Origin of the sequence: Pseudomonas putida (assembly GCF_028682455.1) — a bacterium.
Taxonomy (GTDB): domain Bacteria; phylum Pseudomonadota; class Gammaproteobacteria; order Pseudomonadales; family Pseudomonadaceae; genus Aquipseudomonas; species Aquipseudomonas putida_AA.
The window spans coordinates 71,382-98,265 of record NZ_JANHLD010000004.1; the positions used below are offsets into that span (position 1 = coordinate 71,382).

Genomic DNA, 26,884 nt, shown 5'->3' on the forward strand with positions numbered 1-26,884 from the left:
CTCTCCTAGCGTAGGAGCGGGCTTGCCCCGCGATGCTTTTACTCCTCGATCTGTTGCGGTGTCTCCTGCCCCAGGCAACGCACCGCCTGCTTCTTGCTGTCCACCAGCACCCCGGTCAGGCCTTTCTGCGACATATCGAACAGCACCAGCACGCCATCGACACACTGGGCCACCTGGTTGGCCGGCTTGAGCGAGATCTTGTAGTCCTCCCCCGGTACGGTCTTGAGCATGGTGAAATCACTCAGCAGCAAGGCATCCTCGGGCTTGGCAAAGTGCAGGTAGCCGTAGTACCACAAGGCGCAAACGGTGCCGATGATGCTGCACACGCCGGTGATGATCAGGGGAATCGCGTTACGTTCTTCACTCATTGTGACGTCTCGTCAGGGTAGTTGGGGACCTCGGCCAGGCGCCGCAGTCCATTGAAATGTTCGGGGTCGTCGAGAAACCGCAGCATGACCTGGCGCCAGGTGCGGTCGCCAAAGGTCTGCACATGACCGCCCCGGGTCAGTTGCAGCACCCGCGGTGGTGGCGCAGCCTGATACAACTGGATGCCATTGGCCAGTGGCACGATAGGGTCGTCGATGCTGTGGAAGAACAGCTTGGGCGACGAATCGATGCGCGCGATCGAATGAATCGCACTGTCGCCATCCGGCACCAGCCACGACAGCGGTACCTGCAACGGCCAGGTCAACCACGACGTGCTCAGGGCAAAGCGCCCGACCTGGCGGTAGCTGGCCGGCACGCCGTCGAAGACCATCGCCTTGAACCGGCGGGCCTGCTCGGGGTGCCGGGCCAGGTAATGAATGGCCATGGCCCCGCCCAGGCTTTGCCCGAGCAGCACCTGGGGCTTGCCTTGTACCTCGGGGGCTTTGTCCAGCCAGTCCAGCGCGGCGGCGATGTCCTGGTAGACCTCGGGCAACACCGGCTTGCCCTGCGACAGTCCATACCCCCGGTAGTCCACCATCAGCACCTGGTAACCCTGCTTGGGTAGCCACCAGCTGCCACCCAGGTGCCAGGCCAGGTTACCGCCGTTGCCATGCAGGTGCAGCACCGTACCCTTGACTTCCACACCCGGCTTGGCGGGCAACCACCAGCCGTGCAGGCGCGTACCATCGGCCGCCGTCAGGGTGACGTCGCGGTATTCGAGCTTGGCTTTCTCAGGCGTGAACGGCTGGCCCGGCTCTGGATAGAACAGCAGCGAGCTACAGCCGCCCAGACTCAGCAACACCAGCAGCAGGCCCAAGGGCCTGCGCCATGCGTCAGAGAATGTTCGAGTAGTCGGCTTCAATCCGGTCCAGGCTCAGGTGGTTGAGGAAGTTGGAGAAACACATCCAGGCCGACAGGGCATTGAGGTCGCGAAACTGCTCCGGCAGGTACTTGGGCGGTTCCACCAGGCCTTCATCGACCAGTTGACGCAGGGTGCGCATGTCTTCAAGGGTGGTCTTGCCGCAGAACAGCAAGGGGATCTGCTCGAGCTTGCCCTTGCGCACGGCCAACTGAATATAGTTGTAAACCATGATGAAGCCCTTGAGGTAGGACAAGTCCTTGGTAAACGGCAGGCCGTTGGGCACCGACCCACGGAACACCCGGCTGGCGTTGCCGTAGCTTTCCGGCATACCGAAGCCCTGGGCGCGGAAGAACTCGTAGACCTGCATGAAGTCGGCGCCCTCCTCGACCATATGGATGGCGCGGGTGCGGTTGGTGAGCTTGCGCAGGCGGCTGGGATAGGAAGCAAAGGCAATCACCTCCATCAGGATCGCCAGGCCTTCCTGGGTCACGGTCGACGAGGGCGGGCCCTTGGACAGGAAGGTGCAGATCGGCTGGTTCAGGCCGTTGAGGGTAGTGCCCACGTGCACCAGTCCTTCATGGACTTCCAGGGCCCGCACATCGCGGCTGTTGAACATGGCATCGGCGCGGATCTTGATATAGTCGGCGCCTGCGGCGGCATCGGCGACGATACCGTCGGACTCGAACACCCGGATGGTGTCCTCGGCTTCGTTGAACACCTTGTTCAGGCGACCCTGGAGCATCTCCACGGCCTGCTTGGCAGTGAGGTCCTTGGGTTCGTCCTTCAGGTCACCGCGGCCATCGATGTTGTTAAGGTAATCCGAGAGCATCAGGCCCAGGTCCGCCAGGGTCGGATCACCAGCATGGAACGCATCGGACGCCGCCCCATACAGCTCCTGGGAAATCAGGCCGAAATCCTCGGTACCGCGGGCTTCGAGCATGCGCACCACCATGCGATATTCCTTGCACATGCGCCGCATGATCTGCCCGACCGGGTTGAACTGGCCCAGCTGGCGGGTGATATCGCGCTCGATGTTCTGGAACTCGAGCTTCACCGCACTGGAGTCGAACGACAGTGGCCGCCCCTGATAGTAGGCGCGGTCCACGGCAGGCATCTCCTTGCCCTTGGCCTTGAGAAAGCCCTGGCGGATGTTGTCGTCCCACTTCACCGCATCGAGTACGCGAATCGGCGTTTGTGCCAGGACAATGCGGTCAGACAGGGCACGTATCGTCTGCTGGTACTCGTCCACCCTACACTCCTTGAATAGTCTTGATTACTTGCCGGCCCGCTGGAACCGCGCCACTTCGATGAACAGGTCGGAATTGGCCGGATCGTCCAGATAGGCCAGGACACGCTCGGCCGGGCTGTCGATCAGCACGCCCTCGCCGTTGTCCTCGGGCACCTCGTAGGTGCGGCCGCTGAGTTCTTTCTTTTCGACGGCCTGATTGACCTGCTCGACGTCGAGGTTGTAGACCACCAGTTCCTTGCCGTCGATGACCTCGAACCCACCAATCAGGAAGTTGCCGCCCAGGCGCTTGGGCACGCCCGCCGAGAGGTACCAGCGGTTGCCGTGCCTGGAGACGGTAAAGGCGTATTCATCGCGTTTTTTATCCTTGCCGATGGCGACCGCTTTGTAAGCGTTGCCACCGCTACGGCTGATCTGCAGGGTCAGGGGTTCGCCCCAGGCGTCCTTGCTCGACCACTTGCCGAGCAAGGCGCGAGGCGCCGCTTCATTGGCCGGGATCGGCTCGTTGAAGGTCACCAGACAACCGCCAAGCAGCAGGAACGACAGCGCCAACAGCAGACTTCTGGCTTTCATCGGGTTCTCCTTGAAATGGGGCTGCGCCTCACACGTCGGCCAGCACCAGGTGCATGTACCGGGTAAGGATAGCGAGCATCTGCGCTTGCGCATCGGCGCGTGAGCCGTCGAGCAGCCCCTGATATTCCATCTGCTCGATAATCGCCGTCAACACCAGCGCATCCTGCTGAGGCTGGCGCGAACCGCCGACCTGAAGCAACTGGCAGGTGCCGCGCAACAGAATCTGCTCGTGCAGCTTGACCAGTTCGGCCAGCCGCGGGCACAACAAGGCCTCCTGGCGAAATGCCTGCTCCGCCATCAGAAAGTCGCGACGGTTGTGCAACTGGCGCTGCACATAATCGGCGGTCATCTTCGCCACCTCGGTGGCCAGTCGTGCCCGCCAGCGTGGGCTGCCGTCGCCCTGGGACAACAGCTGGCGCAGCACCACCTCGGTGTTTTCCCACAGCTTGGCCATGTACGCCGCACTGCGTTCCACGTACTGGGCGAAGGTGTCGGTGAGCAGGTCCTCGATGTCCTTGAAGTAATAGGTGGTGGCCGACAGCGGCACCCCCGCCTCGGCCGCCACCGCGCGGTGGCGCACTCCTCGTACACCATCGCGCACGACGATACGCATGGCCGCATCGAGGATGTCCTGGCGACGCTGTTCACTGCCCAGGCGACTGGCCTTGCGCCCCTGGTACTGCACGCTTTCGGCGACCGCCGTGGCAACGTCGGCCGCGCCTTGTTGAGCCATTGCAGGAGTCACTGCAGGTTCTCTCCCAATGAGTTGGATCCGATGTACGGGTTTTCTGCAGGCATGAAAAAGCCGCCTCGGAAGGCGGCTTGTTCAGAACGCTCAGGCCTGAGGACGCATGTGCGGGAACAGGATCACGTCGCGGATCGACGGCGAGTTGGTCAGCAGCATCACCAGGCGGTCGATACCGATGCCCTCACCCGCGGTCGGCGGCATGCCGTATTCCAGGGCACGGACGAAATCGGCGTCGTAGTGCATGGCTTCGTCGTCACCGGCGTCCTTGTCGGCCACCTGGGCCATGAAGCGCTCGGCCTGATCTTCGGCGTCGTTGAGCTCGGAGTAGGCGTTGGCGATCTCGCGGCCACCGATGAACAGTTCGAAGCGGTCGGTGACGTTGGGGTTCTCGTCGTTGCGACGGGCCAGCGGCGAAACCTCGAACGGGTACTGGGTAATGAAGTGCGGCTGCTCCAGCTTGTGCTCGACCAGCTCTTCGAAAATCATCACCTGCAGCTTGCCCAGGCCTTCGAAGCCCAGGACCTTGGCACCGGCCTTCTTGGCGATTGCGCGGGCCTTGTCGATGTCGTTCAGGTCGTCAGCGGTCAGCTCGGGGTTGTACTTGAGGATCGAGTCGAACACCGACAGGCGCACGAACGGCTCGCCGAAGTGGAACACCTTGTCGCCGTACGGCACGTCGGTGCTGCCCAGAACCAGTTGCGCCAGTTCGCGGAACAGTTCTTCGGTCAGGTCCATGTTGTCTTCGTAGTCGGCGTAGGCCTGGTAGAACTCGAGCATGGTGAACTCGGGGTTGTGCCGGGTCGAAACGCCTTCGTTACGGAAGTTGCGGTTGATCTCGAAGACCTTCTCGAAACCACCGACCACCAGGCGCTTGAGGTACAGCTCCGGCGCGATACGCAGGAACATGGCCATGTCCAGGGCGTTGTGGTGGGTTTCGAACGGCTTGGCGGCGGCACCACCGGGGATGGTCTGCAGCATCGGCGTTTCGACTTCCAGGAAGTCACGCTTGATCAGAAAGTTGCGGATATGGTTGATGACCTGCGAGCGCACGCGGAAGGTGTCGCGCACTTCTTCGTTGACCATCAGGTCGACGTAGCGCTGGCGGTAGCGCTGCTCGGTATCGGTCAGGCCGTGGTGCTTGTCTGGCAGCGGGCGCAGCGACTTGGTCAGCAGGCGCACGTTGGTCATCTCGACGTACAGGTCGCCCTTGCCGGAACGGGCCAGGGTGCCTTCGGCGGCAATGATGTCGCCCAGGTCCCAGGTCTTGACGGCGGCCAGGGTTTCTTCAGGCAGGGTCTTGCGGTTGACGTAGACCTGGATGCGCCCGGTCATGTCCTGGATCACCATGAACGAGCCACGGTTGAGCATGATGCGGCCGGCAACCTTGACCGGAATCGCTGCAGCTTCCAGCTCTTCCTTGGTCTTGTCGACATACTGTTTCTGCAGGTCGTTGCAGTAGCTGTCACGGCGGAAGTCGTTGGGGAAGGCGTTGCCCTTGGCGCGTTCTGCAGCAAGCTTTTCCTTGCGCAGGGCGATCAGGGTGTTTTCTTCCTGTTGCAGGTCTTGCGGATCGAGTTTGAGGTCGCTCATGTCGTCACATTTTCCATCACGGGTTCATTGTCCCAGGCCGAGGCCGGGATCGCGGGGCAGTCCCGCTCCTGTACTGGAGCGGGACTGCCCGCGGCATCTTTGTCGCGGTTACAGCCCCTGCTTGAGGCTGGCTTCCAGGTATTCGTCGATATCGCCGTCGAGCACCTTGTCGCAGTCGCTGCGCTCGATGTTGGTGCGCAGGTCCTTGATCCGCGAAGCGTCGAGCACGTACGAACGGATCTGGTGACCCCAGCCGATGTCGGACTTGCTGTCTTCCAGGGCCTGGGAAGCGGCGTTGCGCTTCTGCATTTCCAGCTCGTACAACTTGGCCCGCAGCATCTTCATGGCGGTGTCCTTGTTGGCGTGCTGGGAACGTTCGTTCTGGCAGCTGACCACGGTGTTGGTCGGCACGTGAGTAATACGTACCGCCGAGTCGGTGGTGTTTACGTGCTGGCCACCGGCACCGGAGGAGCGGTAGGTGTCGATGCGCAGGTCCGACGGGTTGATCTCGATCTCGACCTTGTCGTCGATCTCGGGCGACACGAACACGGCCGAGAACGAGGTGTGGCGGCGGGCGCCGGAGTCGAACGGGCTCTTGCGCACCAGGCGGTGCACGCCGATCTCGGTACGCAGCCAGCCAAAGGCGTACTCGCCCTTGATGTGCACGGTGGCACCCTTGATACCGGCGACTTCGCCTTCGGACAATTCCATGATGGTGGCGTCGAAGCCACGCTTGGCCGCCCAGCGCAGGTACATGCGCAGCAGGATGTTGGCCCAGTCCTGGGCCTCGGTGCCGCCGGAACCGGCCTGGATATCCAGGTAGGCGTTGTTCATGTCCATCTCGCCGCTGAACATGCGACGGAATTCCAGCTTGGCGAGGGAGGTTTCAAGGCCTTCGAGCATCTCGACGACGTCGTTGACGGCGCCTTCGTCGTCCTCTTCAACCGCCATGTCGAGCAGTTCGCGCGCATCGGCCAGGCCGCTGGACATCTCGTCCAGGGTCTCGACGATCTGTGCCAGCGCAGAACGTTCGCGGCCCAGCTCCTGGGCGTATTCGGGCTTGTTCCAGACGTTTGGATCTTCGAGCTCGCGGTTGACTTCGATCAGGCGCTCATGCTTTTGATCGTAGTCAAAGATACCCCCGAATTGATTCGGAACGCTCGGTCAGGTCCTTGATGGTATTCAGGATCGGGTTGATTTCCATGGTCGGGCAGCTCTCGTGCGTATTCTGTAGAAAAGCCGGAGAGTATAACCGAGTCTGAATCGACACGGCAGCCCGTCGGGCGGCAGATCGCCGCCATGCAGGAGCGGGCTTGCCCCGCGCTGGCGACCTGCTGTTACATCGCTATCGCGGGGCAAGCCCGCTCCTGCGGGTCAGGCTACGCCCACCTGGTTACGGCCGTTGTTCTTGGCCAGGTACAGGCCTTTGTCCGCCGCCGAGATCAGTTGCCGGCAATGGCTGCCAATGCTCGGGGTCAGGGTCGACAGGCCGATGCTCACGGTAAGGCTGGAGCCGGCCTCGGGCATGTTGTGGGGAATCTGCATCGCCTCGACGCTCTGGCGCAGCTTTTCAGCCACCAGGCGCGCGCCACCGGGCGAGGTATTGGGCAGCACCAGGGCGAACTCTTCGCCGCCATAGCGGGCCGGCAGGTCGCTTGGCCGGGCACAGGAGTTGCGGATGGCCTCGGCCACTTTGCGCAGGGCTTCGTCACCGGCCAGGTGGCCGAAATTGTCGTTGAACGACTTGAAGTAGTCGACATCGATCATCAGCAACGACAGCTGGGCCTGCTCACGCATGGCACGCCGCCACTCCAGTTCCAGGTACTCATCGAAATGACGACGGTTGGAAAGACCGGTCAGGCCGTCGGAGTTCATCAGCCGCTGCAGCACCAGGTTGGTGTCGAGCAGCTGTTGCTGGCTGACGCGCAGGGCCCGGTACGCCTCGTCACGCTGCAGCAGGGTGAGGTAGGAACGCGAGTGATAGCGAATGCGCGCCACCAGCTCGATGTTGTCCGGCAGCTTGACCAGGTAATCGTTGGCACCGGCGGCAAAGGCCGCACTCTTCACCAATGGGTCTTCCTTTGTCGACAGGACGATGATCGGGATGTCCTGGGTCGCCGGGTTGTTACGGTATTCGCGCACCAGGGTCAGGCCATCGAGACCCGGCATGATCAGGTCCTGGAGGATCACCGTCGGCTTGATCCGCATTGCCTGCGCCACCGCCTGGTGCGGGTCGGCACAGAAGTGGAAGTCGATGTTTTCTTCGTGAGCCAGGCCACGGCGCACCGCCTCACCAATCATCGCCTGATCGTCGACCAATAGGACCATTGCCGAGTTTTCATTCATGGTCGGAAAACCGTCGAGCGGTAAATCATTCATGCGCTGTCACCTGGTCACTGCCGGCAAGCCGGCGTGGCTCAATACATATCGTCATTTTGGAAAAATTTCCATCAATCGTGCAGCGATCCGCTCCAGTGGGCGTATCTCCACCGCAGCGTCTATAGCGGCCGCGGCTTTGGGCATGCCGTAGACGGCGCTGCTGAGTTGGTCCTGAGCAATGGTCAGGTAGCCTTGTTGGCGCATCAGCTTCAGGCCCTGGGCGCCATCGCGCCCCATGCCGGTCAGCAGCACGCCGATCGCGTCGCCACGCCAATAGCGGGCCACGCTTTCAAAAAACACGTCGATCGAAGGCCGGTAGATCTCATTGACCGGCTCTGCGGTGTAGGCCAGGGTGCCGTCTTTCAACAGACGGATATGGTGGTTGGTTCCGGCCAGCAGCACCTGCCCCGGTTGTGGAGGTTCACCTTCGCACGCCAGGCGGACCGACAGGCCCGAGGCACTGCTGAGCCACTCGGCCATTCCCGCGGCGAACACCTGGTCGACATGCTGGACCAGCACGATGGCGGCGGGGAAATCACGGGGCAAACCCTTGAGCAGGACCTCCAGCGCAGCCGGGCCACCGGCCGATGAACCAATGGCTACCAGGCCCTGGCGTTGCGCCGTCTCGCGCAGGGGGGCGGCCAGCGGGCGCGGGGTATTGTTGCGCTGCTGGCCGATCAGCCAACTGATATTGAGGATCTTGCGCAGCAGCGGCGCGGCCGCCTCCTTGGGATCGCCGGCACCCAGGGCCGGGGTATCGACCACATCGAGCGCACCGTGGCCCATGGCCTCGAACACCCGATGCACGTTCTGCTGGCGATCCACCGTGACGATCACGATGGGGCACGGTGTCTCGGCCATGATCCGCCGGGTGGCCTCGACCCCGTCCATGACCGGCATGATCAGGTCCATCAGGATCAGGTCCGGCAGTTGCTCGGTGCATAGCCTCACCGCCTCTGCGCCGTTGCTGGCCACCCAGATGACCTGGTGCGCCGGCTCGAACGCCAACGCGCGGCGCAAGGCCTCCACGGCCATGGGCATATCGTTGACGATAGCGATCTTCATCCCTGGGCTCCCCCGATCAACTCGACCACTGCATCTAGCAAGGCATCATCGTGGAAACTGGCCTTTGCCAAATAGTAGTCGGCTCCTGCGTCCAGTCCACGGCGACGATCTTCTTCTCTGTCTTTGTAGGAAACCACCATGACCGGCAGCGACTGCAGGCGACTGTCGCGGCGCAACAGGGTCACCAGTTCGATACCGTCCATGCGCGGCATGTCGATATCGGTGATCAGCAAATCGAAGTCTTCGCTGCGCAAGGCGTTCCAGCCGTCCATGCCGTCGACCGCCACGGCCACTTCATAGCCGCGATTGCTCAACAGCTTGCGCTGCAGCTCGCGCACGGTGAGCGAGTCATCGACCACCAGCACGCGCTTGCGGGCCGCCTCACGGGTGTTGCGCTGCCCGCGCTCGATACGTTCCAGGCGCCCGGTACTGAGCAGTTTGTCCACCGAGCGCAGCAGGTCTTCGACGTCGATAATCAGCACCACCGAACCGTCATCGAGCAAGGCGCCGGCGGAAATGTCCTGGATCTTGCCCAGGCGCGCATCCAGCGGCATCACCACCAGCACCCGCTCGCCGATCAGGCGCTCGACCGCCACGCCATAGAGCATGTCGCGCTCGCGAATCACCACGACCTTGATGGTCTGGCCATCCGTCTGGCTGGGTGGGCGATTGAGCAACTGGCTAGCAGCGACCAGGCCGATATGCCGCCCGTCATGCCAAAAGTGCTGGCGTCCCTCGATCTGCACGATGGCCTCGGCCGGCAACTCCAGGGTGCGCTCGATATGGGCCAGGGGAAAGGCGTAGGCCTCGGCGCCGACTTCCACCACCAGGCTGCGCACCACCGAGAGCGTCAGCGGCACTTCGAGGTGGAAGCAACTGCCCTGCCCTGTGGTCTGGGTCAGCTCGATGGAGCCACGCAGCTGGCGCACCATGTGCTGGACAGCATCCAGGCCCACGCCACGCCCCGAGACTTCGGTGACCTGATCACGCAAGCTGAAGCCCGGCAGGAACAAAAAGGTCAGTAGCTCGGCTTCGCTCATCTGCGCCACGGTTTCGGCCGGAGACAACTGGCGTTCGACAATGCTGCGCCGCAGCCGCTCAAGATCGACGCCGCCGCCGTCGTCGCTCAACTCCAGCACCAACAGGCCGGCCTGGTGCGAGGCACGCAGGCGAATCTGCCCTTCCAGTGGCTTGCCGGCCAGCATCCGTCGCTCCGGCAATTCGATGCCGTGATCGACGGCGTTACGCAGCAGATGCGTCAGGGGCGCCTCGAGTTTTTCCAGGACATCACGGTCGACCTGGGTTTTTTCACCTTCGATGTCGAGGCGTACCTGCTTGCCCAGCGAGCGCCCCAGGTCGCGCACCATGCGACTCTGCCCGGTCAGCACATCGGCAAACGGACGCATTCGACAGGCCAGGGCCGTGTCATAGAGCAGCTGGGCGCGCTGGCTGGCCTGCCAGCCGAACTCGTCAAGATCAGCCGCCTGCTGCAGCAACATCTGCTGGGTTTCACCCAGCAGTTGCTGGGCCTGGGCCAGCGCTTCCTGGACTTCCGGGCTTTGCCCGCCGGCCTCGAGCTGGCTCTTGAGGCCGTCCAGGGCACGAATGCTCTGGCCATGCATGCGCTTGAGGCGCTGCAAGGTAGCCAGGTAGGGCTTGAGGCGCTGGGTTTCGACCAGCGACTTGCTCGACAGGTCGAGCAGGCTGTTCAGGCGCTCTGCCGTGACCCGCAGCACCCGCTCGCCGCCTTTGCCGCCGCGCATGCCCTTGGGCGCAGCCACTGGCTCAGGCTCGCTTTCAAGCAGCGGCGACTCGAACAGGGGTTCGGCCATCGGTGCCAAAGGGGCAGGCGTCGGGGCCTGCAGTGGCGCTGGTACTGCAGCGGCGGCCATTCCGGCAGGGTCGAGCAAGCCGGCCATTTGCACCAGAAAGGCCTGGACCGCCGAATCGAGGGTTGGGTCCCCCGGCGTGGCCACCCGCATCAACAGGTCGGTACCCTGCAACAGGGCGTCGATATGCTCGGGGCGCAACAGCAGCCGCCCTTCCTGGGCGCCCACCAGGCAGTCTTCCATGACGTGGGCGACACTCACACCCGCATCGACACCGACAATGCGCGCAGCCCCCTTGAGCGAGTGGGCCGCGCGCATGCACGCTTCAAGCTGGTCGGCCTGGGTCGGATTGCGCTCCAGTGCCAGCAGGCCGGCGCTGAGCACCTGGGTCTGGGCCTCGGCCTCCAGGCTGAACAGTTCGAGCAATGAGGCGTCGCGCATTTGCTCTGGGGTCATGACAGGCTCCGGTTCACGGCAGACAGCACTTGTTCTTCATCCAGCACCCGCACGCTACGCCCGCGCCATTGCAGCACCGCGGCGGTAAATCGCGCATCGCCCTGTTCCCGTACCAGTTGCGCCGGGTCCAGGCCATGAATCCCGTCCACTTCATCCACCCGAACCACTACCGAGCCCCCGGCCGCCGCGATAATCAGCATGCGAGGCATGACCCGCGCCGATGTGGCGCCATTGCCGAGCGCCTCGACACCCAGCAACTCCGCCAGCGACAGGCAAGGCACCAAGGCCCCGCGCACATTGGCCACGCCTTGCAGCATGCGCGCACGTTGATGGGGCAAGGAATGCACAGGCTGCAACGGCGCCACCTCGACCAGGCAGCGGGTGGCCAGGGCCAGCCACTCCTCGCCCAGGCGAAACAGCAACATCGAGCGGCCACTGCCCTCTTCCTGCGCCTGGACGTGCTCATGCACCGTCTGGGTCAGTGCATAGCGATCCAGCAATCGGGTCGCAGCCGCGGCATAGACGGCGCAGTTGCGGCAATGGATATGTTCGACCAGCAAAGGGCAGCTCTTGTCGCCCTGTACACCAATGCGGTTCCAGCAATCGTCGATGACGGCGGCATCGGAGGCAACCAACTGCACGTCGTGCTCTCCCATCATTGTTCAGACTCCCGATCTGCCCGGCGCGCGGCGCGCTCCTGCAGGCGACGGGCGCCAGCGCTGTCTCCCTGGGAGGCCAGCAATGTCGCCAGGTGTACCAACGCCTCATGATGCTGAGGATCGAGGTACAACGCCTTGCGGTAATGGCTCAGTGCCTGTGTGCTTTCACCGGCGGTATCACTGAGCAGCCCTAGCCAGTAGAACACCTGGGCATTGGGCGGATAGAGCTGCAGGTAGCGCGCACACGCCGCGCTGGCCTCGGCACTGCTGCCGGCATTGGCCAACTGGGCGATTTGCGCCAAGAGTTCGGCGCTCGCGTCGGCAGGCGCCGGACGCGAGACCCGCTTCGGGGTGACCGGGCTGGGCCGTCGGGCCGGTGGCGAAAACGGGCGCGAGAGATTGACCACCGGTGGAGCGACCATCGGCTTACTGACAACCAGCGGCTCGGAGGGTGCCTGGCGTATATAAGCGAACGACTGGGCGATCCCCAACGGCCGCATCCCCATGCGCGCAAGCAAACTGCCCTCGGCGGGGCCGATGAACAGCACGCCCTGTTCGTGGATCAGCCCCTTGAGCACCTCGAATACCCGTTGCTGGGTGGGTACGTCGAAGTAGATCAGCAGGTTGCGACAGAACACAAAATCGTAGGTACCTTCCCGGGACTTCAGCGCAGGGTCCAGCACATTACCGACCTGCAGGTCGACCTGCTGGCGCACCCGCTCATGCAGGCTGTGGCCATCTTCCGTTTCGCTGAAGTGGCGCTGGCGAAAATCCAGGTGCGACCCACGAAAGGAATTACGCCCGTAGAGAGCCTGTTCGGCACGGGCGATGGAATTAGGGCTGATGTCGATACCATCGACTTGAAAGGCGTTACCGGGGATACCCGCGTCGAGCAGGGCCATGGCAATCGAGTAAGGCTCCTCACCCGTGGAGCATGGCAAGCTGAGAATGCGCAGTGGCCGCGTACCGGCCAGTTCCGCGAGGCGCTTGCCGGCAAGCCCTGCCAGCGCGGTGAAGGATTCGGGGTAGCGGAAAAACCAGGTTTCCGGAACGATCACCGCCTCGATCAACGCTTGCTGCTCGTCCCTCGACTGCTGCAGCAGCAGCCAATAGCCATCCAGGTCCTGGGCATTGAGCGCAGCACAGCGCTGGCGCAGCGCGCGCTCGATCATCGGGGCGCCCACCGAGGCGACATCCAGGCCGATACGCTCTTGCAGAAAACGGAAGAAACGCTGCTCGCTACTCATTGCGGCTCCCACGCGTCACCCACCTGGGCATCGGGCAGGGGGAACAGCAAGGCACGCACTTCGTCGGTGAGCAGGTCCTGCACACCGATGCGCTGCACCAACCCCTGGGCGTCCTCGCGCACCGGCCCCAGGTAAGGGGCCTGGTGATTGTCCAGGCCATAGGGCTGGAACTCATCGGCGCGGCAGCGCAAGGTGTCTGTGGCCTGTTCAAGGATAAGCCCCAGCAGCAATTCCGGGCGCTGCGGGTCAACCCGGTAATGCACCAGCACCAGGCGCGTGCTGGTACGCACCGGTGCCGGCTGGCCGAAACTCAAGGCACCGACGTCGATCACAGGCACCAGCGCGCCACGGTGAGCCAATACTCCCGCCACCCAGGCCGGGGTCTGGGCGATAGGCTTGAGCGGCAAGCGCGGCAACACTTCGGCCACTTCACGGGCATCGACGGCAAAACGCTGCTCAGCGACCCGGAACAACAGGTGCAGCGTCCCGTTGGAAGCCGCATCCTGGCTGCGGTGAGGTTTGAGATCGTCCATCGGCGGTCAGACTTTGAACCGCGAAACACCGCCACGCAGGCCCGCTGCAACCTGGCTCAGCTCGTCGATGGCAAAGCTGGCCTGACGCAGCGATTCCACGGTCTGGCTGCTGGCATCGCCCAACTGCACCAAGGCGTGGTTGATCTGCTCGGCGCCGGTGGCCTGGGCCTGCATCCCCTCGTTGACCATCAGCACCCGCGGCGCCAGGGCCTGGACCTGGTGGATGATCTGCGTCAGTTGCTCGCCAACTTGCTGCACTTCGAACATGCCGCGACGCACTTCTTCAGAGAACTTGTCCATGCCCATGACGCCGGCAGACACAGCCGACTGGATCTCGCGGACCATTTGCTCGATGTCGTAGGTGGCCACGGCGGTCTGGTCGGCCAGGCGGCGCACTTCGGTGGCGACCACGGCAAAGCCGCGGCCATACTCGCCGGCCTTTTCCGCTTCGATGGCGGCATTGAGCGAAAGCAGGTTGGTCTGGTCGGCGACCTTGACGATGGTGACCACCACCTGATTGATGTTGCCGGCCTTCTCGTTGAGGATCGCCAGCTTGTTGTTGACCAGGTCCGCCGCGCCCATCACCTGGTGCATGGTTTCTTCCATGCGTGCCAGGCCCTGCTGGCCGGAGCCTGCCAGGATCGAGGCCTGGTCGGCCGCCGAGGTGACCTCGGTCATGGTCCGTACCAGGTCGCGGGAAGTGGCGGCGATTTCACGCGAGGTGGCACCGATTTCCGTAGTGGTAGCTGCGGTTTCGGTGGCGGTGGCCTGCTGCTGCTTGGAGGTGGCGGCGATCTCGGTCACCGAGGTGGTGACCTGCACCGAGGAACGCTGGGCCTGGGAGACCAGGTTGGTCAACTCGCCCATCATGTCGTTGAAACCGGTTTCCACCGCACCGAACTCGTCCTTGCGGTCCAGTTTCATGCGTACACTGAGGTCGCCGCTGCTGAGCTTGTCCAGGGCATGCACGATGCGCTGCATCGGTGCGGTGATGGCGCGCATCAGCAGCAGTCCGCAGATGGCGGCAGCGATGATGGCCAGGACCAGGGAAATGATCATGCTGAACTTGGCGGTGATCACCGCACTGACAATGGATTCGGCAGCCATTTCAGCCGATTTGCGGTTGTGTTCGATAACCGTGTTCAGGTGTTTGCGACCCGCGATCCAGGCTGGGGTCAGCTCGTTTTCGATCAACTCGCGGGCCTGGGTGTAGTCCTTGCGCGCGTAGGCTTCAAGCACCGCCTCGATGGCCTTGTCGTAGGCGCTTTCCAGGCGCCCGAACTCATCGAACGTGGCCTGGTCGTCGGGGTCCTGGATGGTTGCCTGGTAGCTGGACATGTGCTGCTTGAGGCGATCGTCGTATTCCTTGTACTGCAACTTGTCGGCAGCAGTGATTTCGCGGTTGCCACTGAGCCCCACCAACTGCTGGGTCAACACATAACTGTCGACCCAGGCGCTGCGGATCATCGAGCTGTAGTAGACGCCAGGGATGCTGTCGGTGCGAACCGCTTCCTCGTCGGTCTCGATCGCCTCGAGGCGCGAGTAGGCGGCAACCACCATCAACAGCATGATGGCGATTATCACGGCGAAACTTGCCAGGATCCGTTGGCGCAAGGTCCAGTTTTTCACAGTCAGCCCTCAAATATTCTACGCGCGCAGAAAAATGGGCAGAGTATAGCCCAGGTACTACGTGCATTTGCGGCTGACATACAGGCCAAGCGCAGGCCGGCAAAATCCTTGCTGGCCTTTAGCCCGGATTCACTGGTTGGCGACCAGCTTCACCTGATTTTCCAGTTCGAGTTTGAGCGCTGGATCAAGCTTGAGCTGGCGAGCCAGCTCGTCCAGGTAGGCTCGCTCCATAAAGTGCTCCTCGTCCACCAGCATCACGCTGGCGATGTACATTTCGGCGGCCATTTCCGGGGTGCGGGCTGCGCGAGCCACGTCGGCAGGGTCCAGCGGTTTGTTGAGCTCGGCGTGCAGCCAGTGTTGCAGCTCCTGGTCGCTGGAGAGCTTGACGAACTCGCCTTCGATCAAGGCCCGCTCGCGATCGTCGACATGACCATCGGACTTGGCGGCAGCCACCAGCGCCTTGAGGATGGCCTGGCTGTGCTGCTCGACCTGGGCAGGCGGCAGGCGATCCAGGGTTTGCGGTTCGACCTGGCTGGCGGTGCCCTGCTTGGCCTGCCAGTTGCCGTAGGCCTTGTAGGCCAGCACCCCGAGGGCCGCCAGGCCGCCATAGGTCAGGGCCTTGCCGCCGTACTTGCGGGCTTTCTTGTTGCCCATCAGCAGTCCCATGACCCCGGCAGCCAGGGCACCGCCGCCGGCACCGGAGAGCAGGCTGCCCAGGCCACCACCACCGCCTTTACCGCCCAGCAGGTCACCGAGCCCACCGGCTGCGCCGGGTTTTCCGGCCGGGCTTTTGCCAGCCTGGTTCTGCAGCATGTCCTGACCGGATTTGAGCAACTGATCGAGCAAGCCACGGGTGTTCATCGAGCATCTCCATGGGGAGGAAAGAAACCCCAAGAGTACTGCCGCTGGCTGAAGCGAAGCTGAATGCATTTGCTTCCAGATGTTGCTCGCAACAGTCGAAAAACGACATGGCCGAACTCGCCCCCAGGCTGGCCCCCAATATCAGCACTACGCTTAAGGGGATGTGTCACTGCCGCCATGACTGCCTCGATCATCATTTGAACAAGAGGGAACACCATGCTCGTGAACAAGACCGCCACATTCAGTGCCCTGGGCACTGCGCTGCTGGCCAGTGCCAGCCTGCAGGCCGCAGAACCGCTCAAAGCCGTAGGGGCCGGCGAAGGCCAGCTGGATATCGTCGCCTGGCCCGGCTACATCGAGCGTGGTGAAAGCGACAAGGCCTATGACTGGGTCAGCGGCTTCGAGAAGGAAACCGGCTGCAAGGTCAGCGTCAAGACCGCCGCCACTTCGGACGAAATGGTCAGCCTGATGACCAAGGGCGGCTATGACCTGGTGACGGCGTCAGGCGACGCCTCGCTGCGACTGATCGCCGGCAAGCGCGTGCAGCCGATCAACACCGCGCTGATTCCCAACTGGAAAAACCTCGACCCCCGCCTGGCGGACGGCGCCTGGTACGTGGTGAACAAGCAGGTCTACGGCACCCCCTACCAGTGGGGCCCCAACGTACTGCTCTACAACACCAACGTCTTCAAGGAGGCGCCCACCAGCTGGGGCGTGGTATTCGAGCCGCAGAACCTGCCGGACGGCAAGCCGAACAAGGGCCGCGTGCAGGCCTATGACGGCCCGATTTACATCGCCGACGCAGCTCTATACCTGAAATCGGCGAAGCCCGAGCTGGGCATCCAGAACCCCTACGAACTCAACGAAACCCAGTACAAGGCGGTGCTCGACCTGTTGCGCCAGCAGCAACCGCTGGTCCATCGCTATTGGCACGACGCGACCGTACAAATGAGCGATGTGAAGAACGAGGGCGTGGCGGCCAGCAGCTCGTGGGGCTATATGGTCAATACCCTCAAGGCCGACAAGCAACCGGTGAGTTCGACCATTCCCAAGGAAGGTGCTACTGGCTGGGCCGACACCACCATGCTGCATGCCGATGCCAAGCACCCCAACTGCGCCTACAAGTGGATGGACTGGTCGCTGCAGCCCAAGGTGCAGGGAGACATAGCGGCCTGGTTCGGCTCGCTGCCAGCCGTCCCGGCGGCCTGTACGGGCAGTGAACTGCTGGGGGCGGACGGTTGCAAGACCAATGGATTCGACAACTTCGACAAGATTGCCTTCTGGAAGACACCGCAGGCAGAGGGCGGCAAGTTCGTGCCTTATAGCCGGTGGACCCAGGACTACATTGCGATCATGGGGGGCCGCTAAGGCCTGATCGCGGGGCCAGCTCGATTACAAGCAACGCTTGCCCCGCGAAGACGCGCAACCTTTCGGAGCCAAACTATGACGCTTGCAGTCCAGTTCACCGGTGTGTCGCGGACTTTCGGCGAGGTAAAGGCCGTCGACCAGGTTTCCATCGACATCCAGGACGGTGAATTCTTCTCGATGCTCGGCCCCTCCGGGTCAGGCAAGACCACCTGCCTGCGCCTGATCGCAGGTTTCGAGCAGCCCAGCGCCGGCTCCATCCGTATACACGGTGCCGAGGCCGCGGGCCTGCCACCGTACCAGCGTGACGTCAATACGGTATTCCAGGACTACGCCCTGTTCCCGCACATGAACGTACGCGACAACGTCGCCTATGGCCTCAAGGTCAAGGGCGTCGGCAAGCAGGAACGCCTGGCCCGCGCCGAGGAGGCCCTGGCCATGGTTGCCCTGGGCGGGTATGGCCCACGCAAGCCGGTACAACTGTCCGGCGGCCAGCGCCAGCGCGTGGCCTTGGCACGGGCCCTGGTCAATCGTCCGCGGGTGCTACTGCTCGACGAGCCCCTGGGCGCGCTCGACTTGAAGCTGCGCGAACAGATGCAGGGCGAGCTGAAAAAACTACAGCGCCAGCTGGGCATCACCTTCATCTTCGTCACCCACGACCAGACCGAAGCCCTGTCGATGTCCGACCGGGTTGCGGTGTTCAACCGCGGCCGCATCGAACAGGTCGATACGCCGCGCAATCTCTACATGAAGCCCGCCACTACCTTCGTCGCCGAATTCGTCGGCACCTCCAACGTGCTGCGTGGCGAACTGGCCGTGCAATTGAGCGGCAGCCCGCAGCCGTTCTCGATTCGTCCCGAACATATACGCCTGGGCGAACAGCCGGTGTCCGACGATGACATCCAGGTCAGTGGCCTGTTGCACGACATCCAATACCAGGGCAGCGCCACCCGCTACGAGCTGAAACTGGACAGCGGGCAATTGCTTTGCGTCAGCCAGGCCAACAATCAATGGCACGCGCAGACGGCACCCTGGCAGACCGGCCAGCCGTTGAAGGCCAGCTGGGCACGCCAGGCCATGACAGCCCTGCAGGAAACCGTGCTGCATGAGGGCCCGTGACATGACCGTGGACACCCGCGCCCAGCCCTCCTCCCCGCTTCGACGCTTCTCCGATCTGCTGTACCGGCGACCCAACCTGTACCTGGCGCTGTTGTTGATACCGCCACTGATCTGGTTCGGTGCGATTTACCTGGGCTCGCTGCTGAGCCTGCTGTGGCAGGGCTTCTACACCTTCGACGACTTCACCATGGCGGTCAGCCCGGAACTGACCCTGGCCAACTTCGCTGCCTTGTTCAATCCGTCGAACTTCGACATCATCCTGCGCACACTGGGCATGGCCATCGCCGTGTCCATCGCCAGCGCCATCCTCGCCTTCCCCATCGCCTACTACATGGCTCGCTACACCAGCGGCAAGACCAAGGCGTTTTTCTATATCGCGGTGATGATGCCGATGTGGGCCAGCTACATCGTCAAGGCCTACGCCTGGACGCTGCTGCTGGCCAAGGGCGGCGTGGCCCAATGGTTCGTCCAGCAATTGCACCTGGAGGCGCTGCTGCTGTTCGTGCTCGGTATTCCCGGGGTCGGCGGCAGTACCCTGTCGACTTCGCACGTGGGGCGTTTCCTGGTGTTCGTCTACATCTGGCTGCCGTTCATGATCCTGCCGATCCAGGCGTCCCTGGAACGCCTGCCGCCCTCTTTGCTGCAAGCCTCCGCTGACCTGGGCGCCAAGCCGCGCCAGACCTTCGTACAGGTCATCCTGCCGCTGTCGGTCCCCGGTATTGCCGCCGGGTCCATCTTCACGTTCTCCCTGACCCTGGGCGACTTCATCGTGCCGCAGCTGGTCGGCCCGCCCGGCTACTTCATCGGCAGCATGGTCTACGCCCAGCAAGGCGCCATCGGCAACATGCCCATGGCTGCCGCGTTCACCCTGGTACCTATCGTGCTGATCGCCATCTATCTGTCCATCGTCAAACGCCTGGGGGCCTTCGATGCACTCTGAACGCGCATCAATCGGCCTGCGCCTGGCGGCCTGGGGCGGGTTGGTGTTCCTGCACTTCCCGATCCTGATCATCTTCCTCTATGCCTTCAACACCGAGGATGCCGCCTTCAGCTTCCCACCCCAGGGCTTTACCCTGAAATGGTTCGCCGTGGCGTTCTCCCGGCCCGATGTGCTGGAGTCGATCAAGCTTTCGCTGCAGGTGGCCTGCCTGGCCACGCTGATCGCCCTGGTGCTCGGTACCCTGGCTTCGGCGGCCTTGTACCGGCGCAACTTCTTCGGCAAGGAGAGCATCTCGCTGATGCTGATCCTGCCCATCGCCCTGCCCGGCATCATCACCGGCATCGCTCTGCTGTCGGCCTTCAAGACCCTGGGCATCGAGCCTGGCATCTTCACCATCGTCGTCGGCCACGCCACCTTCTGCGTGGTGATCGTCTACAACAATGTCATCGCCCGCCTGCGTCGTACCTCCCAGAGCCTGATCGAGGCGTCGATGGACCTGGGCGCCGATGGCTGGCAGACCTTTCGCTACATCATCCTGCCCAACCTCGGCTCGGCCCTGCTCGCCGGTGGCATGCTGGCCTTCGCGCTGTCGTTCGATGAAATCATCGTCACCACCTTCACTGCCGGCCACGAACGGACCTTGCCGATCTGGTTGCTCAACCAGCTCAGCCGGCCACGGGACGTGCCAGTGACCAACGTGGTGGCCATGCTGGTGATGCTGGTGACCATGCTGCCCATCCTGGGCGCCTATTACCTGACCCGCGGCGGCGAAAGTGTTGCCGGCAGCGGCAAATAACTCCCGGAGGACTCAACGATGCAAACCCGACTGCTGATCAATGGCCAACTGGTGGCTGGTGAGGGGCCGGCCTTGTCTGTACTGAACCCGGCCCTGGGCAGCGTGCTGGTGGACATCAACGAAGCCAGCGAGGCCCAGGTCGATGCGGCGGTGCGTGCCGCCGACCACGCCTTCGAAACCTGGTCGCAGACCACCCCCAAGGACCGCTCGCTGCTGTTGCTGAAACTGGCCGACAGCATCGAGGCGCACGGCGAGGAACTGGCGCGCCTGGAGTCGGACAACTGCGGCAAGCCCTACGCGGCAGCGCTCAATGACGAAATCCCGGCCATCGCCGACGTGTTCCGCTTTTTCGCCGGCGCCACCCGCTGCCTCGGTAGCTCGGCAGCCGGCGAGTATCTGCCGGGCCACACCTCGATGATCCGCCGCGACCCCCTCGGGGTGGTCGCGTCGATCGCACCGTGGAACTACCCGTTGATGATGGTCGCCTGGAAAATCGCACCGGCCCTGGCGGCGGGCAACACGGTCGTGCTCAAGCCATCGGAGCAGACCCCGCTTACCGCCCTGCGCCTGGCGCAACTGGCTGCCGAACTCTTCCCGGCGGGCGTCCTCAACATTCTATTTGGCCGTGGACCGAGCGTGGGTACGCCGCTGGTGACACACCCGAAAGTGCGCATGGTCTCGCTGACCGGCTCCATCCCCACCGGCGCCAACATCATCGCCAGTACCGCCGACAGCGTAAAACGCATGCACATGGAGCTCGGCGGCAAGGCGCCGGTCATCATCTTCGACGATGCGGACATCGACGCCGCCGTCGAGGGCATCCGCACCTTCGGCTTCTACAATGCCGGCCAGGACTGCACCGCCGCCTGCCGTATCTACGCGCAAAGCGGCATCTACGAGCAGTTCGTGGAGAAACTGGGCAATGCGGTGGCCCGCCTCAAGCACGGCCTGCAGAACGACCCGGAGACCGAGCTTGGGCCCTTGATTACCGCGCAACATCGCGACCGGGTTGCCGCCATGGTCGAACGCGCCATCGCCCAGCCGCATATCCGCCTGGTGACCGGTGGCAAGGCCGTGCCGGGTGACGGTTACTTCTTCGAGCCGACGGTGCTCGCCGACGCCCAGCAGGATGACGAGATCGTGCGCCGTGAAGTGTTTGGCCCGGTGGTCTCGGTCACCCGTTTCGAAGATGAAGCGCAGGCTCTGGCCTGGGCGAATGACTCCGACTATGGCCTGGCCTCGTCACTCTGGACCGCTGACGTCGGGCGCGCTCACCGGGTCTCGGCTCGCTTGCAGTACGGGTGTACCTGGGTCAACACCCACTTTATGCTGGTCAGCGAAATGCCCCACGGCGGTCAGAAACTGTCGGGCTACGGCAAGGATATGTCCCTGTACGGGCTGGAAGACTACACCTGCATACGGCATGTGATGTTCAAACACTAAGGTAAGGAAACCTATGGAAATTACCCGCCGCGACTTCATCAATGGAGTCGCCATCGGCATTGCAGCGGGCCTGACCCCGCTGCAACTGCTTCAGGCAGCCCCTTCCGGGCGCTACTACCCTCCTGCGCTGACCGGCTTGCGCGGCAGCCATGCCGGCGCCTTTGAAGTCGCCCACCAGATGGGCTGGGAGAAACAGCGCTTCGCCACCGACGCCCTACCGATCAGCGAAAGCTATGACCTGGTGGTGGTCGGCGGCGGCATCAGTGGCTTGTCGGCGGCCTACTTCTATCGCCAGAAGCACCCCCAGGCAAAAATCCTGATCCTGGAAAACCACGACGATTTCGGCGGCCATGCCAAGCGCAACGAGTTCACCGCCGGCGCACGGATGATCCTCGGCTACGGCGGCAGCGAAGCCTTCCAGTCGCCCAACCACCTGTACAGCGCCCAGGTCAATGGACTGCTCAAAGACCTCGGAGTGGACATCAAGCGTTTTGAAACCGCCTTCGATCGCAGCTTCTACCCGGACCTAGGGCTTTCGCGCGGGGTATTTTTCGACAAGGAGCACTTCGGCGAAGACAAGCTGGTCAGCGGCGACCCCACCCCCATGGTCGCCGACGATATCGCCCCCGAGCAGCTCAATGCCCGGCCGATCCGCGACTTCATCAACGACTTCCCGCTGCCCGACAGCGACCGCAAGGCCTTGATCGACCTACACGAAGCGCCCCGGGACTACCTGGCAGGCAAAACCCTGGAGGAGAAAACCGCGTATCTTGAACGCACCAGCTACCAGGACTTCCTGCTCAAGGACGTCGGCCTGTCGCCCGCAGCAGTGAAGTACTTCCAGGGCCGCACCAACGACTTCATGGCCCTGAGCATTGATACCGTGGCCGCCGCCGATGCCTACTACGTTGGCTTCCCGGGCTTTGCCGCCATGGACCTGGAGCCGATCAGCGAAGAAGCCCGGGCCGAGATGGAAGAGCCCTACATCTACCACTTCCCGGACGGCAACGCCTCACTGGCGCGCCTGCTGGTGCGCGACCTGATACCTGCCGTGGCACCGGGCACCGGCATGGAAGACATCGTCCTGGCCAAATTCGACTACAGCCAGCTCGACCGCACCGGCCAATCGGTACGCCTGCGCCTGAACAGTACTGCGGTCAGCGTGGTCAATCAGGATGGCGAGGTGAATGTCGGCTACAGCCGGGGTGGGCAACTGGCCCAGGTGCGCGGCAAGCACTGCATCCTGGCCTGCTACAACATGATGATCCCCTACCTGCTGCGCGACCTGTCGGCCGAACAGGCCCATGCCCTGAGCCAGAACGTGAAGTTCCCGCTGGTGTACACCAAGGTCATCGTGCGCAACTGGCACGCCTTCCAGAAACTTGGCGTGCACGAAATCTATGCCGCTACCCAGCCGTATAGCCGCATCAAACTGGATTATCCGGTGAGTCTGGGGGGCTATGAGCACCCTCGTGATCCGGCACAGCCCATTGGCCTGCACATGGTCTACGTGCCAACCAGCCCCGACAGCAAGATGAACAGCCGCGACCAGGCGCGCGCCGGGCGTGCGCGGTTGTATGGCACTGCGTTCGAAACCCTGGAAAGCCAACTGCGCGAGCAGTTGCAACGAATGCTTGGGCCTGGAGGTTTCGATCACCAGCAGGACATCCTGGCGATCACCGTCAACCGTTGGCCCCATGGTTACGCCTGCTTCACCAACACCCTCTACGACGACCCCGAGCAGACCGAACAGTGGATGGAACTGGCGCGCAAACCCGTGGGCAAGGTCAGCATCGCCAACTCCGATGCGGCCTGGAGTGCGTATGCCCATGCGGCCATCGACGAGGCCTGGCGCGCAGTGGAAGAGCTGGGGTGACAGCCCGGGAAGTGCAGCGTAGCTGCTGAGGGAGCGGATTCATTCGCGATCGGCCACGAAGCGGTCGTGGGCCAGGCAACCCTGAAATTACAGGCTGTACTGGCCTCATCGCGGAGCGAACCCGCTCCTACCCCCACATCAGCGGCCTCGTCAATCCCGCAAGTCGGACTCATGAATCGGGTTGGCGCGGCTGGTCGCCCGCTGGTACTGGGCTGGCCAGGTGGCCTTGTTGCCGCCCAGGTCGTCATCGGCATGCAAAGGCCAATACGGGTCACGCAACCAGCGGCCTCGTCAATCCCGCAAGTCGGACTCATGAATCGGGTTGGCGCGGCTGGTCGCCCGCTGGTACTGGGCTGGCCAGGTGGCCTTGTTGCCGCCCAGGTCGTCATCGGCATGCAAAGGCCAATACGGGTCACGCAACAGCTCTCGAGCCAGGAAGATGATGTCGGCCTGGGCCGTACGCAAGATGGTTTCAGCCTGCATGGGGTCGGTGATCATCCCCACCGTACCGGTGGCGATCCCCGATTCCTCCCGCACCTTGGCCGCGAACTGGGTCTGATACCCAGGCCCGGTCGGAATTTCGGCATTCACCGACGTGCCGCCCGACGATACATCGATCAGGTCCACACCGAGCTCTCTCAAGTGCTTGGCCAGTTTGACCGTCTCATCCGGGTTCCAGCCATCCTCCACCCAGTCGGTGGCCGACAGCCGTACGAACACCGGCAATTCCTCCGGCCAGACCTCGCGCACAGCCTCGGTCACCTGCAAGGTCAAACGAATGCGATTCTCAAAACAGCTACCGTACTCGTCACGTCGCTGGTTACTCAACGGCGACAGGAACTGATGCAGGAGGTAGCCATGTGCCGCGTGCACCTCCACCACCTTGAAGCCGGCCTGCAACGCACGATGCGCCGCGTCGACAAAAGCCTGGATCACCTCGTCGATCTGCGCCTTGGTCATCTCTACCGGGGCAGTGTGCTGCGGGTCGAAGGCGATCTTTGACGGTCCGAGCGGCACCCAGCCGCCCTCTTGCGGCTTGACGCTGCCTTGCTTGCCCAGCCACGGCCGATAGGTACTGGCCTTGCGACCGGCATGCGCCAGTTGAATACCCGGTACGGCGCCCTGGGCAGTGATGAAGCGGGTAATACGCTGCAGTGGCGGGATCTGTGCGTCGTCCCACAGCCCCAGGTCCTGGGCGGTGATTCGTCCGTCGGCAGTTACAGCCGTGGCTTCGGTGAAGATCAACCCGGCGCCCCCCACCGCGCGGCTACCCAGGTGGACCAGGTGCCAGTCATTGGCCAGGCCATCGACACTGGAATACTGGCACATGGGAGAAACGGCGATTCGGTTGGGCAGGGTCAGATGGCGCAGGGTGTAGGGCTCAAGCAGCAGGCTCATGGGGCACCTCTCAAATCAAGTGGTAAGGCTCCAGATGGTTGACCGGCCGACCACAGAATCTTCCCCGCAGGTTCTTCGACCAATCCTACTGAGCCTAGACCACTTTGCCCCTTGCCTCAGCGCGGCTCCATATGCGCAATCATCAGTTGCACGCTTTCCTGGCCACGGAACTCGTTGACGTCGAGCTTGTAGGCAAGCTCCACCCAACGCACCGTCGGGTTGGGCCATACCTCGCGATCCACCCCAAAGGCAATGCCATCGAGCCGGACCGAACCGCACTCGCTCTTGAGCACCACCTTCAAGTGCCGCTCGCCGACTACCCGCTGTTCGACCAGCTGGAACACGCCATGAAACAGCGGTTCAGGGAAGTGCTGGCCCCAAGGGCCGGCGTGTCGCAAGGCGCGGGCCAGTTCGAGGTGAAACTCTTCGACCGCCAGGGTGCCGTCCGACAGCAGGCGCCCGGTCAGGTCGTCTTCTTGCAGCTGGCGACGGACTTCGTCATCGAACGCCTGGGCGAATGCCGGAAAGTTGTCGGCGGGTAGAGACAACCCGGCGGCCATGGCATGGCCGCCGAATTTGCTGATCAACTGCGGATAACTTGCTGCCACCGCATCCAGCGCATCACGGATGTGAAAACCGGGCACCGAACGCGCCGAGCCCTTGAGCATGCCCTCGCCCGCGTCGGCAAAGGCGATGGTTGGCCGGTGGTAACGTTCCTTGAGGCGCGAGGCCAGGATACCGATCACCCCCTGGTGCCAGTCCGGCTCGAACAGGCACAAGCCAAACGGCATCGACTCCAGCGGCAGGTCCTTGAGCTGGGCCAGCGCCTCGCGCTGCATGCCCTGTTCGATGGACTTGCGGTCCTGGTTGAGTTCGTCGAGCTGCCCGGCCATTTCCCGGGCCAGGCCCGGGTCGTCGCTGAGCAGGCATTCGATGCCCAGGCTCATGTCATCCAGACGTCCGGCGGCGTTCAGGCGTGGGCCGAGGATAAAGCCAAGGTCGGTGGAGGTGATGCGGGCATGGTCGCGTCGTGCTACTTCCAGGATTGCCTTGAGCCCCGGACGGGCACGCCCGGCGCGGATCCGCTCCAGGCCCTGGTGCACGAGGATGCGGTTGTTGGCATCCAGCGGCACCACGTCGGCCACACTGCCCAGGGCCACGAGGTCGAGCAGTTCGCCGATGTTCGGTTGCGGCCGGTTTTCGTAGTGTCCAAGGCTGCGCAAGCGGGCGCGCAAGGCCATCAGCACGTAGAAGATCACCCCGACGCCGGCCAGGGCCTTGCTGGCAAAGGTACAGCCTGGCTGGTTGGGGTTGACGATGGCATCGGCGGCGGGCAACTCGTTGCCAGGCAAGTGGTGGTCGGTCACCAGCACCTTGAGCCCGGCGGCCTTGGCGGCGGCCACGCCTTCGACGCTGGAGATACCGTTGTCCACGGTAATCAGTAGCTGCGGCTGGCGCTCCAGGGCTACCTGGACGATTTCCGGGGTCAGGCCGTAGCCGTATTCGAAACGATTGGGTACCAGGTAATCGACATGGGCCGCGCCCAACAGGCGCAAACCCAATACACCGACAGTGCTGGCCGTGGCGCCATCGGCATCGAAATCGCCGACGATCAGAATGCGCTGGCGCTGCGCCAGTGCCTCGACCAGCAGGTCGACCGCCGCCTCGATGCCCTTGAGCTGCTGATAGGGCAGCAGGCGCGCCAGGCTCTTGTCCAGCTCATCGGCCGATTGCACGCCGCGCGCGGCATACAGGCGGGTCAGCAAGGGCGGCAGGTCGCCAAGAAACGGCAAGGTGGAAGGCAGCGGGCGAGGTTCGATGCGCATGGGGCGATGGGGCTTCTC

General features: G+C 63.3%; 23 protein-coding genes and 1 pseudogene. 6 read left to right on the forward strand and 18 right to left on the reverse strand.

Going from position 1 to position 26,884, the window contains the following annotated elements; translation table 11 throughout:
* Positions 1–38 precede the first annotated feature (38 nt).
* From NPS58_RS23425 to NPS58_RS23495, 15 genes are all read right to left on the reverse strand, one after another.
* The gene (locus tag NPS58_RS23425; protein ID WP_274117653.1) at positions 39–368 is read right to left on the reverse strand and encodes a hypothetical protein; all 330 of its coding nucleotides are present in this window, start codon (positions 366–368) and stop codon (positions 39–41) included.
* Positions 365–1,288 (reverse strand): alpha/beta hydrolase, encoded by a 924-nt coding sequence (locus tag NPS58_RS23430; protein WP_274117654.1) that lies wholly within the window; start codon positions 1,286–1,288, stop codon positions 365–367. The genes NPS58_RS23425 and NPS58_RS23430 overlap by 4 nt, the downstream gene beginning before the upstream one ends.
* Positions 1,260–2,537 carry a flavohemoglobin expression-modulating QEGLA motif protein gene (locus NPS58_RS23435; protein ID WP_274117655.1) on the reverse strand — a complete coding sequence of 426 codons (1,278 nt, stop codon included), beginning with the start codon at positions 2,535–2,537 and terminating at the stop codon, positions 1,260–1,262. The genes NPS58_RS23430 and NPS58_RS23435 overlap by 29 nt, the downstream gene beginning before the upstream one ends.
* 24 nt (positions 2,538–2,561) lie before the next feature.
* Positions 2,562–3,107: a hypothetical protein gene (locus tag NPS58_RS23440; RefSeq protein ID WP_274117656.1), complete on the reverse strand. Its 546-nt coding sequence runs from the start codon at positions 3,105–3,107 to the stop codon at positions 2,562–2,564.
* A gap of 28 nt (positions 3,108–3,135) precedes the next feature.
* Positions 3,136–3,840: a TetR/AcrR family transcriptional regulator gene (locus tag NPS58_RS23445; RefSeq protein WP_274117657.1), complete on the reverse strand. Its 705-nt coding sequence runs from the start codon at positions 3,838–3,840 to the stop codon at positions 3,136–3,138.
* 102 nt (positions 3,841–3,942) lie between these two features.
* On the reverse strand, positions 3,943–5,445 hold the full coding sequence (gene lysS / locus NPS58_RS23450; RefSeq protein WP_038614096.1) for a lysine--tRNA ligase: 1,503 nt from the start codon (positions 5,443–5,445) through the stop codon (positions 3,943–3,945).
* Between the two features lie 108 nt (positions 5,446–5,553).
* A protein-coding gene (prfB, locus tag NPS58_RS23455) for a peptide chain release factor 2 (protein WP_274117658.1) occupies positions 5,554–6,649 on the reverse strand; the annotation gives its coding sequence in 2 pieces (ribosomal slippage) (positions 5,554–6,576 and positions 6,578–6,649; 1,095 coding nt in all).
* A 170-nt stretch (positions 6,650–6,819) separates the two neighbouring features.
* Positions 6,820–7,824 carry a response regulator gene (locus NPS58_RS23460; protein WP_274117659.1) on the reverse strand — a complete coding sequence of 335 codons (1,005 nt, stop codon included), beginning with the start codon at positions 7,822–7,824 and terminating at the stop codon, positions 6,820–6,822.
* A gap of 51 nt (positions 7,825–7,875) precedes the next feature.
* Entirely contained in the window at positions 7,876–8,889 is a 1,014-nt protein-coding gene (locus NPS58_RS23465; protein ID WP_274117660.1) for a chemotaxis response regulator protein-glutamate methylesterase, read from the reverse strand.
* Positions 8,886–11,174, reverse strand: coding sequence for a hybrid sensor histidine kinase/response regulator (locus NPS58_RS23470; RefSeq protein WP_274117661.1), 2,289 nt, complete (start codon positions 11,172–11,174; stop codon positions 8,886–8,888). The genes NPS58_RS23465 and NPS58_RS23470 overlap by 4 nt, the downstream gene beginning before the upstream one ends.
* Positions 11,171–11,833, reverse strand: a complete 663-nt coding sequence (locus NPS58_RS23475; protein WP_274117662.1) for a chemotaxis protein CheW — start codon at positions 11,831–11,833, stop codon at positions 11,171–11,173. The genes NPS58_RS23470 and NPS58_RS23475 overlap by 4 nt, the downstream gene beginning before the upstream one ends.
* Positions 11,830–13,080, reverse strand: a complete 1,251-nt coding sequence (locus NPS58_RS23480) for a CheR family methyltransferase (protein WP_274117663.1) — start codon at positions 13,078–13,080, stop codon at positions 11,830–11,832. The genes NPS58_RS23475 and NPS58_RS23480 overlap by 4 nt, the downstream gene beginning before the upstream one ends.
* The gene (locus tag NPS58_RS23485; RefSeq protein WP_274117664.1) at positions 13,077–13,613 is read right to left on the reverse strand and encodes a chemotaxis protein CheW; all 537 of its coding nucleotides are present in this window, start codon (positions 13,611–13,613) and stop codon (positions 13,077–13,079) included. Before NPS58_RS23485 ends, NPS58_RS23480 begins: the two co-directional genes overlap by 4 nt.
* A gap of 6 nt (positions 13,614–13,619) precedes the next feature.
* A complete protein-coding gene (locus tag NPS58_RS23490; protein WP_425313140.1) occupies positions 13,620–15,182 on the reverse strand; it encodes a methyl-accepting chemotaxis protein in 1,563 nt (520 codons plus the stop codon).
* A gap of 189 nt (positions 15,183–15,371) precedes the next feature.
* A complete protein-coding gene (locus NPS58_RS23495) occupies positions 15,372–16,103 on the reverse strand; it encodes a tellurite resistance TerB family protein (protein ID WP_274117666.1) in 732 nt (243 codons plus the stop codon).
* 216 nt (positions 16,104–16,319) lie between these two features.
* Between NPS58_RS23495 and ydcS the strand changes: the two genes are divergently transcribed.
* The 6 genes from ydcS (at position 16,320) to NPS58_RS23525 (ending at position 23,642) form a co-directional block, all read left to right on the forward strand.
* Positions 16,320–17,471 carry a putative ABC transporter substrate-binding protein YdcS gene (gene ydcS / locus NPS58_RS23500; protein ID WP_274117667.1) on the forward strand — a complete coding sequence of 384 codons (1,152 nt, stop codon included), beginning with the start codon at positions 16,320–16,322 and terminating at the stop codon, positions 17,469–17,471.
* A gap of 75 nt (positions 17,472–17,546) precedes the next feature.
* On the forward strand, positions 17,547–18,587 hold the full coding sequence (locus tag NPS58_RS23505) for an ABC transporter ATP-binding protein (protein WP_274117668.1): 1,041 nt from the start codon (positions 17,547–17,549) through the stop codon (positions 18,585–18,587).
* On the forward strand, positions 18,574–19,527 hold the full coding sequence (locus tag NPS58_RS23510) for an ABC transporter permease (protein ID WP_274117669.1): 954 nt from the start codon (positions 18,574–18,576) through the stop codon (positions 19,525–19,527). Before NPS58_RS23505 ends, NPS58_RS23510 begins: the two co-directional genes overlap by 14 nt.
* Entirely contained in the window at positions 19,517–20,323 is an 807-nt protein-coding gene (locus NPS58_RS23515; protein ID WP_274117670.1) for an ABC transporter permease, read from the forward strand. Before NPS58_RS23510 ends, NPS58_RS23515 begins: the two co-directional genes overlap by 11 nt.
* An 18-nt stretch (positions 20,324–20,341) precedes the next feature.
* The gene (locus NPS58_RS23520; RefSeq protein ID WP_274117671.1) at positions 20,342–21,766 is read left to right on the forward strand and encodes a gamma-aminobutyraldehyde dehydrogenase; all 1,425 of its coding nucleotides are present in this window, start codon (positions 20,342–20,344) and stop codon (positions 21,764–21,766) included.
* Between the two features lie 13 nt (positions 21,767–21,779).
* A complete protein-coding gene (locus NPS58_RS23525) occupies positions 21,780–23,642 on the forward strand; it encodes an NAD(P)/FAD-dependent oxidoreductase (RefSeq protein WP_274117672.1) in 1,863 nt (620 codons plus the stop codon).
* 150 nt (positions 23,643–23,792) lie between these two features.
* On the opposite strand, the pseudogene NPS58_RS23530 reads toward NPS58_RS23525, so the two are convergent.
* The 3 genes and pseudogenes from NPS58_RS23530 to recJ all read right to left on the reverse strand — a co-directional run.
* Positions 23,793–23,921 (reverse strand): annotated as a pseudogene (locus NPS58_RS23530) (NADH:flavin oxidoreductase/NADH oxidase); the annotation flags it as partial.
* Positions 23,922–23,933: 12 nt separating this feature from the next.
* Positions 23,934–25,040 (reverse strand): NADH:flavin oxidoreductase/NADH oxidase, encoded by a 1,107-nt coding sequence (locus NPS58_RS23535; protein WP_274117673.1) that lies wholly within the window; start codon positions 25,038–25,040, stop codon positions 23,934–23,936.
* A gap of 116 nt (positions 25,041–25,156) precedes the next feature.
* A complete protein-coding gene (gene recJ / locus NPS58_RS23540; RefSeq protein ID WP_274117674.1) occupies positions 25,157–26,866 on the reverse strand; it encodes a single-stranded-DNA-specific exonuclease RecJ in 1,710 nt (569 codons plus the stop codon).
* Positions 26,867–26,884: the final 18 nt, after the last annotated feature.